The 14121-nt window shown below is 36.7% G+C and carries 11 protein-coding genes; 9 read left to right on the top strand and 2 right to left on the bottom strand.

The genetic code is table 11. The features are described from left to right. The first annotated feature begins 43 nt into the window (after positions 1-43). The 4 genes from pyrE to PATL70BA_RS04595 all read left to right on the top strand — a co-directional run bounded on the left by pyrE (position 44) and on the right by PATL70BA_RS04595 (position 4697). Positions 44-721, top strand: a complete 678-nt coding sequence (gene pyrE / locus PATL70BA_RS04610) for an orotate phosphoribosyltransferase (RefSeq protein ID WP_125136285.1) — start codon at positions 44-46, stop codon at positions 719-721. Positions 722-1388: 667 nt separating this feature from the next. Next, a complete protein-coding gene (locus PATL70BA_RS04605; protein WP_125136284.1) occupies positions 1389-2762 on the top strand; it encodes a hypothetical protein in 1374 nt (457 codons plus the stop codon). Further along, positions 2759-4120, top strand: coding sequence for a UDP-N-acetylmuramoyl-L-alanine--D-glutamate ligase (murD, locus tag PATL70BA_RS04600; RefSeq protein ID WP_125136283.1), 1362 nt, complete (start codon positions 2759-2761; stop codon positions 4118-4120). The genes PATL70BA_RS04605 and murD overlap by 4 nt, the downstream gene beginning before the upstream one ends. Before the next feature lie 109 nt (positions 4121-4229). Continuing rightward, entirely contained in the window at positions 4230-4697 is a 468-nt protein-coding gene (locus tag PATL70BA_RS04595) for a hypothetical protein (RefSeq protein WP_125136282.1), read from the top strand. A gap of 89 nt (positions 4698-4786) precedes the next feature. Here PATL70BA_RS04595 and msrA read toward each other — a convergent pair whose 3' ends face one another. Continuing rightward, positions 4787-5287 carry a peptide-methionine (S)-S-oxide reductase MsrA gene (gene msrA / locus PATL70BA_RS04590; protein WP_125136281.1) on the bottom strand — a complete coding sequence of 167 codons (501 nt, stop codon included), beginning with the start codon at positions 5285-5287 and terminating at the stop codon, positions 4787-4789. 162 nt (positions 5288-5449) lie between these two features. Between msrA and PATL70BA_RS04585 the strand changes: the two genes are divergently transcribed. The 4 genes from PATL70BA_RS04585 to deoC all read left to right on the top strand — a co-directional run bounded on the left by PATL70BA_RS04585 (position 5450) and on the right by deoC (position 9734). Further along, positions 5450-7261, top strand: coding sequence for a methyl-accepting chemotaxis protein (locus PATL70BA_RS04585; protein ID WP_125136280.1), 1812 nt, complete (start codon positions 5450-5452; stop codon positions 7259-7261). Positions 7262-7403: 142 nt separating this feature from the next. Further along, a complete protein-coding gene (gene asnA / locus PATL70BA_RS04580) occupies positions 7404-8414 on the top strand; it encodes an aspartate--ammonia ligase (protein WP_334295027.1) in 1011 nt (336 codons plus the stop codon). Positions 8415-8459: 45 nt separating this feature from the next. Continuing rightward, entirely contained in the window at positions 8460-8969 is a 510-nt protein-coding gene (locus PATL70BA_RS04575) for a hypothetical protein (RefSeq protein WP_197715786.1), read from the top strand. Between the two features lie 99 nt (positions 8970-9068). Next, the gene (gene deoC, locus PATL70BA_RS04570; protein WP_125136278.1) at positions 9069-9734 is read left to right on the top strand and encodes a deoxyribose-phosphate aldolase; all 666 of its coding nucleotides are present in this window, start codon (positions 9069-9071) and stop codon (positions 9732-9734) included. A 59-nt stretch (positions 9735-9793) separates the two neighbouring features. On the opposite strand, the gene PATL70BA_RS04565 is transcribed toward deoC, so the two are convergent. Beyond that, positions 9794-10909 carry a pyridoxal phosphate-dependent aminotransferase gene (locus tag PATL70BA_RS04565; protein WP_125136277.1) on the bottom strand — a complete coding sequence of 372 codons (1116 nt, stop codon included), beginning with the start codon at positions 10907-10909 and terminating at the stop codon, positions 9794-9796. A gap of 185 nt (positions 10910-11094) precedes the next feature. Between PATL70BA_RS04565 and PATL70BA_RS04560 the strand changes: the two genes are divergently transcribed. Continuing rightward, positions 11095-14115, top strand: coding sequence for a DUF5717 family protein (locus tag PATL70BA_RS04560; RefSeq protein WP_125136276.1), 3021 nt, complete (start codon positions 11095-11097; stop codon positions 14113-14115). Positions 14116-14121 lie beyond the last annotated feature (6 nt).

The raw sequence follows: 14121 nt of genomic DNA, 5'->3' as shown, positions 1-14121 counted from the left end.
GGTTATAGGATTAACCCCTACTTATCATTGAAGGGAAGAAAATATGGATCAATATAAAAAAGAATTTATAGAGTTTATGGTAGACAGTGAGGTTCTGACATTTGGGGATTTTACAACAAAAAGTGGTAGAAAAACACCATTTTTCATCAATGCAGGCAATTATAGATCGGGCAGACAGTTGAGTTTACTTGGGGATTATTATGCGAAAGCAATCAAGGAGAATTTTGGGACAGATTTTCAGATACTTTTTGGGCCGGCATATAAAGGCATACCCCTTAGTGTGACCACATCTGTTTCATTGTCCAAATCTTATGGTGCTGATGTCGCTTATTGTTCCAATCGCAAAGAGCAAAAGGATCACGGAGATGTGGGTGGCTTTCTTGGTGCCAAACTTCAAGATGGTGATAAGATTATCATTATTGAAGATGTGACAACAGCCGGAACCTCCATCTATGAGACCATGCCACTACTAAAATCAGCAGCCAATGTGAATGTTCTTGGGCTGATTATATCCGTAGATCGTATGGAAAAAGGCAGAGGTGCACAATCTGCTCTTAAGGAACTTGCGGATGCATTTAATATTGAAACTTGCGCCATTGTCACCATGGAGGAAGTGGTGGGTTACTTACATAACAGAGCCATTGATGGTAGAGTTTATATTGATGATGAGATCAAAAGTAGTATTGATGCTTATTATGAGATCTATGGAGCGAAAGCGTAATACATGCTTTGTGAAAGTAAATAATCACAATAATCACAAGAAATAGGTTGAAAGAACAAAAAAAACTAGTAATTATCACATGTCCATGATATAATACTTGTTAGGACCTTGTGAACGAGACATAATGTGGATATCACATATAGAGTAGGATGTTCAATGCTATGACATGTTACAGGTAATAATGCGAGGACGATGAATCATACAACACCTTAAACAGTTGGCTGACCGAATGGGCTGAAGTTTTAGATTCAAAAACGAGGAAATCTGGTTTTGTTGAATGGTAAAACAATCACAGGCAATCTATACAAGGGAAGTTCTTTTCATGTAAGAACACGTTGGATTAATACGTTGCGCAATTGAAATACCGCTTTCTTAATTGGGGATAGAAAACGGAATGAACAAAAGGTCCAAAAGATAATGATAGGTGTAGAGCCTATACGTTTCCGGGGGTGGAAACAAAAAGAACGAGCAGGGGTGTTTCGTTCGTAAAAGTTAGAGCTGACATGGCAACATGTTGTTCTAGCTTTTTTATGTTGTAGGGATATGAACTTCATGGTCGGTGTTGATTGAGCGTATGTATTTATTGTGCTCTTCAGGAATATTTGTTATAATTTCAATGACACCGAAGAGGTCCTAAAGGGCCGTGGTGGATATCGGAGGGATTATTATGAGCTTAGAGCAATACCATAGATTATCAGCAGAATATGATCGATTTATATATGAAAGTTATCAGGTGGAAACCATAGATGAGAAGTTGATGCTGAATTATCAATATAGGTTAGAGGGTGACAACCAATCCCCTATAACTTTTTTTCATCGTGTCAGTTATGAATTGATCCACGAGCTGGATGCGCAACTGAACCTTGAGGGGTTAAATAGATTAGATGCCCTCATATTCTCCATTGGTTTGATTGAGGGGATTAATTACTATAAGAGTGTATGTCCCAAATCCTATGTAATTGCATGTGGTACCATTGATGTTGAGCAGAATAAATGGTGGAAAAAATTATTCTATCACGGACTAGGAGAACTAATTTACCTAAATGGGATGTCAGAAGAAGTGACCGAATCTAATTTGGTCCATTTTACTTGTGACCATAAATGGCCAAATATTTTTGAAGAGATTGATTTGGATTTGTCCGGGAATCTAATTCCGGTTGGTGGTGGGAAGGATTCCGTGGTGACCTTGGAACTTCTTAAAGGCATGAAAGAGGATAACCTGTGTTTTGTCATGAGCCCACCTCAAGCAGCGATTGATTGTATTCATGTAGCCGGGTATAAAAATTATCTTTTGGCCAAACGCTATATTGATAAAAAAATACTAAAAATGAATGATGAAGGCTTTCTTAACGGACATGTGCCTTTTTCAGCCATATTAGGTTTCATAGCGATACTAGGAGCTGCCTTAGTCGGCAAACGGTATATACCCTTATCCAATGAACGTAGCGCCAATGAATCAACGGTCCTTGGTGCCAGCTTTAACCACCAGTATTCTAAGAGCTATGAATTTGAAAAGGATTTTAATGATTACGTGAATCGATATTTGATTCGAGACATTCACTATTTTAGTTTACTCAGACCCCTGTATGAAATAGATATAGCAGAAAGATTTGCAAAACACGAGGCTTATCATGAGGTTTTTAGAAGCTGTAACCGAGGTAAAAAAGATAACAGCTGGTGTGGTCACTGCTCCAAATGCCTTTTTGTCTATACGATTCTAGCACCCTATATGTCAGAAGAGGCATTGATTCGTATTTTCGGGTATAATCTGTTGGATAACATGGACTTGGAACCTATATTTCTTGAACTGATCGGCGTCAAAGAGGTTAAACCTTTTGAATGTGTGGGGACCATTGATGAGATTCGTTGGTCCGTGAAGCGCATTATAGAAGAACTGGAAGAAAAGAACAAACCAAAACCAAGTCTGGTTAAAGCTTTTGAACAAATTATACCCCTTAACACGATCCATTCACCAAGCCGGTTTGAAGAAGAAAATGATATACCGGATCACTATTTGGGACTGCTTGAGGATAAGTTATGATAGATTATTGGAAAAGTCAATTTGACAATAAAAAGATTGTGATTCTAGGCTTTGGACAAGAGGGTATGTCAACTTATCGGTTCATCAGATCCGTAAGTGACAAATGCCTTATTCAGGTCATGGATCAGAACATAGACAAACCCGATGACCTACTTATAGACATAGATATATCGACCTATTTCTATCCCAAAAAACGTTATTTGGAATTTGACCAAGATGTAGATATGGTTTTTAAAAGTCCGGGTATTCCTCTTATGCATTTAAAAGGTTTTATAGAACCTAATAAAATAACGTCACAGAGTAATGAGTTTATTAAGGTCTACAAAGATCATATGGTAGGTATCACCGGAACGAAAGGCAAAAGTACGGTATCTACACTTATTTATGAGCTTCTTAAAACTGAGGGCTTGGATGTTGAGTTGATTGGCAACATCGGAAAACCGCCTTTTGACTATATTCCCCAAAAAGATCCCTCCACTTTTTTTGTCTATGAACTCTCCTCACATCAACTGGAAACGGTGAGTGTATCACCTAAGTATGGTATTGTACTTAATATATTCCAAGAGCATTTGGACCACTATGCGTCTTATGATCATTATGCAGAAGCCAAGATGAACATAGGTAGGTATCAAAGTGAAGAAGATACCCTGATTTATAGTGCTTTGGATAAGGAAATCCCTAAAAGACTGAGTGGGCATAAAGGCAAGCTTATTCCCATTACAAAGGATGATTCAGTAAAAAGAGGCTTAATCGTGACCCCAAGCGGCATAGATTTGGTAGGTGATTTTGATACTCTGCACTTAGATCAGAGTTTGAAAAGACATATCATGGGTGACCATAACCTAATCAATATCGGTGTAGCTGTATATATAACTTTATTATTAGGTTATAACCAATCAGAAAAACGAGAAAAGGTTATTGAGACGTTCCCCGGACTACCTCATAGGTTAGCTTTTGTTGCAAATGTAAATGGTGTGGACTTCTATAATGATTCCATTTCAACCATACCTCAAGCTACCATTGCAGCTATTAATGCCCTTCAAAAAGTGGACTCGGTTATAATAGGCGGTATGGACAGAGGGGTAGATTATGGGTGTTTGGTGGATTATATCAATGACCATAAGTCGTTGAAAGTTATCTTATTACCAACGACAGGCCACCATTTATATAACAGGTTAGAACATCAGGAACGACTATTTTTGGCCAAAGATATGGAAGAAGCGGTCATTACCGGGAAGAGGATCACGGTTAGGGATAGCATATGTTTACTGTCACCTGCGGCTGCCTCCTACGGCGTCTATAAGAATTTCGAATCACGAGGTAGGCATTTTGAATCATTTGTTAAGGATTCGTTGTAAATAAGGTTTGCATTGACAAATAATACTTATAATAATAAAATATAATTATAGTATTTTATGAAACTAACAATAATAGAGTAGAGTAACAGAGAGAAAAGGGAGAAATGATATGTACAATGACGGAGGCGCAATTTTAGCATTATTTGGCGGTTTTATGTTCTTATTTTTATTGATTGGTATTGCCAATTATGTATTGATGGCAATAGGTCTTATGAAAATGGCACAGAACCAAGGCATTGAAAATCCCTGGTTAGCATGGGTGCCTGTCGGTAACATCTACATCATTGGTAAGCTTATTAGAACCATAGAATTTGGTGCCAACAAATATGAAAAAGCAGAAATGATTTTATTAATCGGATTTGCTGCAACAGTCGTATTAGGCGCTATTCCATTAATCGGCACTTTGATTAGTCTGGCGTATATGGTACTCTCCTTTATGTGTATGTTCAAGCTTTATAAGATGTATGCAGCGGAAAGTGCAACATTATACCTTATACTTTCAATTGTATTTGCCATTATAGCACCTGGTATCATCTTATTTAAGATAAAAGATAATACACCAGTGGAAGTAGTATAAAAAATCGCCTCATGTTTATGAGACGATCTATAAGGTAAGATTTAGGCAACTAAAGATATTGATATCTTTGGTTGCTTTTTTTCTTTTCATCAGGACTTGTTCATCTTTTTACGAATCTCATCTAAGGGTATATGGCAATAACCATAAGGATTCTTTTCCAAATAGTCTTGATGATAAGCTTCTGCGTCCCAAAACTTTGTAAGGGGCTGAATTTCAGTTACAATCGGCGCAGAATATTTTTTTTGCTCTTCGAGTTTGGATGTATTAATGATTTCTAGGTCCTCTTGATCAGTAAAATAGATACCGGTCCTGTATTGTTCGCCTACATCAGGCCCTTGACGATTCAATACCGTTGGATCAACAATAGCCCAATAAGCTTTGAGTAATTCAGCAAGGCTTATTTTGTCTTCATCATAGGTTAAGTAACAAGCTTCTGAATGACCGGTCTTCTTTGAGCAAACTTCCTCATAGGTTGGGTTTTCTTTATGACCGTTAGCATAACCTACAGTAGATGTCACAACACCATCGATAAGTTTGAAATAGGCTTCAACACCCCAAAAACAACCGCCTGCAAATACGATTTCTTTCATCTGTACAACAACTCCTTTCTTTAATTCATAGTAAAACAGTTGCGTCAAAATAGCAACTATTTAATATCGGTTGATAATACTTCTTGAGAAATTGACAGAACAATGCTATTATAGGAGTGTTGTTAAAGAGTCATAACTAAGTTTCTCTGAGAGGTGATAGATATGAAAGGTACTGTTGTATCCACGTGGTTAAAAACCTGTAAAAAAATGCTGGGTGAAGATTTAATTGAAGGTGCTTTGATAAAGTCGAATATGGACCCTAACCGAGTTTTTTCTCCTCTTGAAGATGTGGAAGATCGTCAGGTGTTTGGTTTGATCTCGAATATAGCTTCAGCAGGGAATATGGATGATAAAAAATTATGGCGTCTTATTGGTACGGATAATTTAGTTACTTTCAAGACGGATTATCCGGGATTTTTTAGAAGAGAAAATGCTTATCAATTTCTGAATTCAATGAACGACTTGCATGTTATTGTTATGAAAAGATTCTCAGGTGCAAAGCCACCTGCTCTTGATATGACCGTAATTGGCACCAATAAAGTACAGTTTAAATACAGCTCAAAAAGAGGTATGTTTGATTATTTTCTAGGTCTTATGGAAGGTGTCAAATCCTATTTCAAGGAAAACTTCACAATGGTTGAGATAGAGCGAAGTGAGACCGAGCTTACTTTGGAAATAGAATTTGAATACCCAGTTGAAGTGATTCGCAATTATACTTTAAACCGATTATTTTCACTGGGATTCATTAAAGACATATCTTTAAAGATTAGTCTTGCGACGATGTTGACAGTGGCTGTTTTTGGGATGATTTTATCCATTGTTGTACCTGATATCATTGGACTTAGTGGTGTTATCGGTTTTACCTTTTTATCTGGTCTGGCTTCTTTCATAAATGCAAAATGGTTGAATAAACCTTTAAAATTATTAAATAATAGTCTTTCAGAGATGCAGCAAAAAACATACAGTAAAAAATATATCGTATCTTCTAAGGATCAATACGAAGATTTATTAAACCAGATTGAAACCTATAAAGATAGTTTGAAAATTGATTTCCAGGGCTATAACGGTATTGTTGATGAGATGTCTATTTTTAGCAAAACCATGGACGACATTTCAAAAAACATGGCTTTTACCTCAGATGAGATTGGTGATGTGGTAGAGCAACTTGCCTATGCAGCTTCCAGTCAAGCTGAAGAAACTGAAAGTTCAATCTATATGCTGAATGATAATATTAATGAAGTTAAGCGCATCGCCCATGAAGAAAATGAGAATAAAGATGAGTTGGAGGTTTCCGTTAAGAAGATAGAAGATAGCTTTGATAACGTTGAAAAAACAGCTCATGAGATTCAGATTATACTAAAGCATTTTGAAAAAGTGAAAGAAAATGGCTTAAAATTAAAAGATAATGCTCAAGGTATCACCAATATCGTATCTTTGGTATCTGCTATATCACAACAGACGAATTTATTAGCCCTTAATGCATCTATTGAGGCTGCAAGAGCCGGTGAAGCAGGAAAAGGTTTTGCAGTTGTAGCTGATGAGGTGCGTAAGTTATCAGAAGCAACCAATGATGCTGTTGGTAAGATTAACAGTAGGCTTGGGGATTTTGTTAGTGAGATTGGTCAGATGGTTACAGATGTCGATCATCAATATTCAAGTCTGGAAGACGAGAATGAAAAATTATCATATGCGGTCAGTGCTTCAGGGGCGGCTAAAGAAACCATACAAGAAGTGGCGAATAAAATGGTTGAAACATCAAAGAAACTAGAGAGTGAAACAGAAGCAATTGCCAAGGTATTTACAAACATGGAGTCATTAGCAGCCATTGCAGAAGAAAACTCTGCATCAGCACAACAGGTAAGTGCGAATGTCACCAATTATACTGAGCAGATTCATAATCTAAGTGGGAATATTAGTACGTTTAAGGGGATAACGGCAGGATTTAGTGAAGATTTAAGTGTTTATAAGATATAGTATGATTAAGGCAAGCGTATGTGAATTGTATGCTTGTTTTTTTTGTAAAAGCTTGCTAATAAACTTAGGATTCGATAATATAGTAAATAGGATAAAATCAGAATTTGGACAAGAAAAGGTGGATCATCGTATGGAGCAGACCATGGAAAATCTAATAATACCCAATGGGTATAAAACAGATCTGGATATTAAGGAAACAGAAAAAGCCATCAAACTTATTAAAGATTTTTTTGAAAGGGACTTAGCAAGACAACTTAAACTATCAAGAGTTTCTGCACCCTTATTTGTTAGACCGGAAACGGGTATGAATGATAACTTAAATGGGGTGGAACGGCCGGTGTCCTTTGAGGTAAAGGCTATTGGAGACAAAGAAGTTGAGATTGTACATTCTCTGGCAAAGTGGAAGAGAATGGCTTTGAAGCGTTATAGGTTTGAAGTAAACGAAGGTTTATACACTGATATGAATGCCATACGCAGAGATGAGGAAACGGATAATTTACACTCCATCTATGTGGATCAATGGGACTGGGAAAAAATCATCCACAAAGAGGATCGAAATGAGACAACCCTAAGAGATACAGTTAACAACATTTATAAAATATTTAAAGACACAGAGGCGCTGATTACACGGCATTATCCCAGTATTGATGTTTTTTTGCCGGAAGGAATAACCTTTATGACGACTCAGGAACTGGAAGACCTATACCCAGATTTAACACCTAAGGAAAGAGAAGACAGGATTACCAAAGAAAAGAAGGCTGTTTTCTTAATGCAAATTGGTCAAGCACTGAACTCCGGAGAACGACATGACGGAAGAGCTCCGGACTATGATGATTGGACTTTAAACGGTGACATCCTGTTTTGGTACCCTTTGTTGGAACGTGCATTTGAATTGTCCTCCATGGGTATTAGAGTGGATGAAGAAGCCCTTAACCGTCAACTTGAATTATCCGGTTGTGAAGATCGAAGGAAATACCCTTTCCACCAAGCACTGCTTAATGGCGAACTGCCATACACCATGGGTGGTGGTATAGGTCAGTCAAGGTTGTGTATGTATTTTTTACGTAAAGCACACATTGGAGAAGTTCAATCCTCCATATGGCCGGACGAAATGATCAAATTATGTGGAGATAACAACATTATGCTACTTTAGAAAAATGAAAGTTATTTTCTAGATGAGTATGGTAAAAGGAGGTCAATGATGGCATATCAGCGTATTTATTTCAAAGACAAAATGCAAGAAGGTTATTATGATCTTACTGAAGAAATAGGTCAAAACTTTCATGAAATGTTTGAGCCGGAGTTGACACCCAAGGAGATGCTGGCACTTGGTGTCTTTGGTGGTAAGTATATGACAGATTGCATGGCGGAATTTCCAAAGTCATGGTTTGAAGGTGCAAAACTGTCACCAGAGAAGAAAGACATCCATCTGAATTATTTCGAAGTAGATGCCTCCCTACCTTTACAGGCATGGCAAGATAAAGGCTGGATATATCCGGGTGACCCTAGGGGCTGGTTTCAATGGTATTGTAGATATTATTATGGTAGACGTTTACCAGAAGAGGACCTAAGACAGATTAAGCGATGGAAAGCCATGAGGCGTCACATAGGTGCTATAAAGAAAAATTGTCTACCCTTAGATTTGACCTGTAGAAAGAAGCAAAGACAAGCCCTTTTACACTGGGCATATGACAGCCGCAAGATATGACACTATGTCATGACATAACAATGTGTTGTTGCATTGACACTTGTATATTATAGGCTTAGACTGGAGTAAAGATATTATGATTAATAAAGGAGGACAACCATGAATCTAGCGAAATACATTGACCACACCATATTAAAGCCGGATGCAAGCCGAGATGAAGTTGAAAAAATATGTAATGAAGCAAAAGAATATGGTTTTGCATCTGTTTGTGTGAATGTAGCCCATACAAAGTTTGTCAGTGAAGCATTAAAAGACAGCGATGTTAAAACCTGTACAGTAGTAGGATTTCCCCTCGGAGCTGTTTTACCGGAGGTGAAAGCATATGAAACGAAGAAAGCCGTTGAAAATGGATCAGATGAGATTGACATGGTGATTAATATTGGTGCCTTAAAGGATCAAGATTATGAGCTGGTTGAAAGAGACATTAAAGCAGTCGTAACAGCTGCAGAAGGTGCCCTCGTTAAGGTGATTTTTGAAACCTGTCTATTGTCATCAGATGAAATTGTAAAAGCTTGTGAGTTGTCGATGGCAGCAGGTGCAGATTTTGTTAAGACAAGTACCGGTTTTAGCACAGGTGGCGCAACGGTTGAAGATGTTACGTTGATGAAACAGACCATTGGCAATGCAGGTAAAGTGAAGGCATCCGGTGGTATTCGAGATTATGAGCAAGCTATGAAGATGATTGAAGCCGGTGCAGAACGTATAGGTGCATCCGCCGGTATCGCAATTGTCAAACATGAAAAAACCAAAGGAACAGGTTATTAAAATATATGAATAAAAACGGACACTCTTTATGAGAAGAGTGTCCGTTTTTATTTGACCTTTTAACCTATTGTTGTAGTGTGATCTTGAAGAATACGGTAGAGTTCATCCAGTAGAAGATCATTATCTTCTTTACATAAGATACAAAACCTTAAGAATTTATTGGATAAGAATGGAAAACTCGAAGCATCGCGTATCATGAGATTTTTCCGGATGAGCTTTTCGAAAACATCGAAACTGTTGTGGGGTGTTAAGAGCTTTACTAATATAAAGTTAGCCGTTGCTGGATAAACTTTGACCGTTGTCCAATCACTTAGAATACTTAGGATACGTTGACGCTCTGTTGAGATGAGACGTCTACTTTTATCGATATAAGCAAGGTCTTGAACCATAAGTTCTCCCGCATAGGCAGCTAAGGAGTTGATGGTCCAGGGATTTTTTAGATCATTAATTTTATGAATAAGGGCTTTGTTACCACTGATACCATAACCAAGTCTTAATCCTGGAGCAGCATAGAACTTAGATACACCTCGAATAATAAAAAGGTTTTGATAAAAAGGTGTCAACGATACGGCCGAGACATCATGAACATCCTCAGCAAATTCCACATAGGTTTCATCAATAACAACATCAACATCTTGTTCCAGACAGAAATCCAGAATTTCTCTCATTTCTCTTTTCATGATGGACGTCGATGTGGGATTATTTGGGTTACAGATAACCAATAAATCTGTTTGTTCGGATAAATGTAGCTTTAGATTTTCAATATTAATTTTAAAGTCATCTTCTTCAAGTAGAGGAAAGTATCTGGATTTTCCATCATTGATAAATATCTCTCTTTCATACTCAGAATAAGTTGGACCAATAATTAGGGCATTCTGAGGATGAAGTACTTTAATAAATAAAGAAATGAGTTCAGTAGAGCCGTTGCCAACGAGAATATCTTCATAAGGAGCACCAATATATTTCCCTAAAGTTTTTCTGAGGTTTAAGTAGTCTCGGTCAGGGTAGGCGGCAATTAGGTGAATTTGTCTTGCTAGCTCTTCCTGTATGGTGTTTGAGAGTCCAAGAGGGTTCACATTACCACTGAAATTAATAATGTTAGAGGGTATTAAATGATAGTGAGCAGCAATTTTTTCTAAATCGCTACCATGAAAATGTTGTAAAATATTAGCCATGGAGATAACCTCCTTATATTTGCTCATGAGATGATGAGATTAATTATACACAGTTATAAAAAGTTTGCAAGAGAATCTATTCGTCTCTATGCGTTGTTTGGAACCTTGAGGAATGATATAATAAGTATACCTTAAAACACCCATCATGGATATATTGTAAGAGCAAAACCAAGGAGATTTTTATAATGGATTGTGATTTTGAAGAATACATTGAGGCAGACTATGAATTGCTGTTACCAAGACCGGTTTTCTCTATTGATCAAATAAATATAATTGTTCAAGAAGGTAAAAAATATTGTGGCAAGATTTTTATGGAAAACATAGGCGAAGGTTATTTTTTTGCTCATGTAAAGGCAGATGGAAAAGGCGTACGTATTGAAAACCAAAGGGTTGAAGGGAATAAAACGGATTTAGCCTATGAAGTGGATGCCAATGACTATGAGATTGGCGAAGCAATTGAAGGATTTATCTTATTCACGTATCAAGGTGGAGAAAAGAAAATCATAATTAAAGGACAAATCAATCAAGTACCAACATACCCGGATCAAAACATAGAACCGGTTGAAAAAATATCTATAGCACATTCACGCTCTCAAAAAAAAGCTTATCAGATTGTCATGAGTAAGAAGTCTTATAACTGTCAGGAAAAAGCTAGAATTCTTATTTATAATCATGAAATTTACCCCATAACCGTTAAAAATAGTTCGAGGGATAAAGATTTAGTTGTTGAAAATCCTTTTATTACAGTTGAAGAAATGGGTTATATGGATGTCAAATTAAAAACTTCCGTATTTTCCAGACTAAGGTATGGGTATTACAATAGATATTTGCCGGTTATTGAGAAAAGTATCGTACTGGAAATACATACAGAACAAGGCTATGAAGAGGTTGAATGCACCTTAACCTTTACTAAGTTTATGGATCTTTATGTTGAAGCAAAAATAACATCTGATGCAGAATTCAGGCAATCTTTAATTGAGATTCATAAGCTATACACCTCTTATCTTTTGAAACAGGAACGACATCTTCTAAATAAAACGATTGTGGTCCTTAAACGTGCTATAGCCTATCATTTAACGGATATTAACCTTAGGTTTTTTTATATCATGTTATTTATGGAATTAGATGATGTGGATGAAGTCAACAATCAGCTCCTAGAACTATCAAAATATAGGCAATACTATCAGGACATTGACCCTAAAAACCATAGTGAGTTAATCTCTACCCTCTATAGTTGGATAAAAGGCGATGATGTGACTGAAATCATAAAGCATTGGCCCATGACACCAATGAAGCAAATGTTTCGTATGCATCTATTAAGTCCTACACAACTTACTTTTCATGATTTTGAAAAGCTATATCTTGAGGGTATAAGAAGCCCCTTTCTTTACGCTGAAGCAACGGTACTTCTTAATCGAAAACCGATGATTCCACTAGGACCATCAAAGTTCTATAGATCCCTGCTCAGATGGGCGCTCAATAAAAACATGTTGTCGGATAAATGGATTGATCTAATTGAGAACAGATATTATCAAGTTCTTCAGACGGAAATATTAGACAGCAATTTGTGCTATAAATTATACACAATGCGGTTTTCTATAAATCTGCAAAAATTGCTGTGTACAATCCTGATTCGTGAAAAAAGAATGGATTCAGAAGCCTATGCAATCTATGCTGCAGTATTAAAAGCTAATATTTTCATTAAGGATTTAATGACCTATTATGTTAAATCGGCTTATTCTAATCGTCTAAATATTGAAGTGGAGAATTTGACTTTGATGTCCGTCTATCAGAATCTAACGCATGATGAAATGGCATATTGTCTAAAACAATATGGTGAAAAATCACGTCCAAATGAAAGCTATTATGGTATGTATAGGCGACTGTATTATGATTTTTTACCTACATGTATTCATGAGGATATGAATGAAGACGAGCGTGTGCTTGTATTAAAAGAAATAGAATACCTTTTAGAAAAACAACAATGGGTGGAGCTAAAAGCATTAATTGTAAACAAAGGTCTGAAGCAATTGGTGCTCTTGGATAAAACAATCATTAAAGACTTACTGGAACGCGGAATTGATGGCTTGGATTTTAAATGGCTTGAACAGCAACTGGGTTTAAAGACAATATTTACATTGATTTCAGATGTACACTATAAAATATACGTAAATGTATTACTTAACCAAGAGCGTTTTACAGAGCTTATGATGCTAGAGCATAACCGGCTCCTTCATCGAGACGATGGACAAATATTAATTGGGTTATTAAAGCGACTTCGCGAGAAAAAAAGTGATTATGCCCATGGTTTAGCCTATAGAATGAACAAGTTGAACATCCAGCATCCTATAATACTTGAGACCATGGCAGAAACATTTGAAGATTGCCTTGGGCCTATGCTGGATTTGCTAAGCCAAATGTTAACCATGGGGGTTCCATCAAAAAACTATATGGAACGTGTTCTTTATAAAGGTGTTATAACGAGACTTGAGCATGAACGTATTTATGAAGCTTATTTGATGTATCGAGAGAAGTTTGATGATCAAGTCGTGTACGAAGCTATGGACCGATATTATGCTGCACGTATTTTGATAGAAGAAACATATGGCACCCATAGGCTCATTGAAGTGTATGAAGAAGATATCTACAAATGTAGACATTCCTTTCCGATAGGATTAGCCTTACTCAAGCTCTATGATCACTATGGTAAAAAAAACGAGGTAATTTCCAATAATCTTGTCAAAAATGCTGTAAAGAATGGTATAATATTTCCGTGGTTTGCCAACTTAGCTATCCCATACTTGGAAACAAGTCGGTTTAGAAAAGGTACTTTTTTTTCATATAATTGTAGATCCAAGATGGATGTGTTTATGTACTATAGAGCGGATGGACAAGAGACATACCACATGCTTAAAATGAAGCATGTGGCCTTTGGTCTTTTTATAGGTTATATCGTTACTTTTTATATGGACCATGTGGATTATTACTTTGTGGAGTCGTCTAAAGACGGGGAAAGTGATATAACGGAGAGTCATCAGTTTGTCCAATTAAAATTCCTTGAACCACAAAACGAATGGAATGGGTTTGATGTAATCAATACAATAAAGATGAGTCAAATGATGAAAGATGATGACAGTCTGGATAAAATCATGAGGCATCATATAGAGCTTAGAAAAACCATCAGAGATACGATGGAAATATTGTGAGGGATA

The organism is Petrocella atlantisensis (genome assembly GCF_900538275.1).
In the GTDB taxonomy this organism is placed as follows: Bacteria; Bacillota; Clostridia; order Lachnospirales; family Vallitaleaceae; genus Petrocella; species Petrocella atlantisensis.
This window is presented reverse-complemented; position numbering and strand designations above follow the sequence as displayed.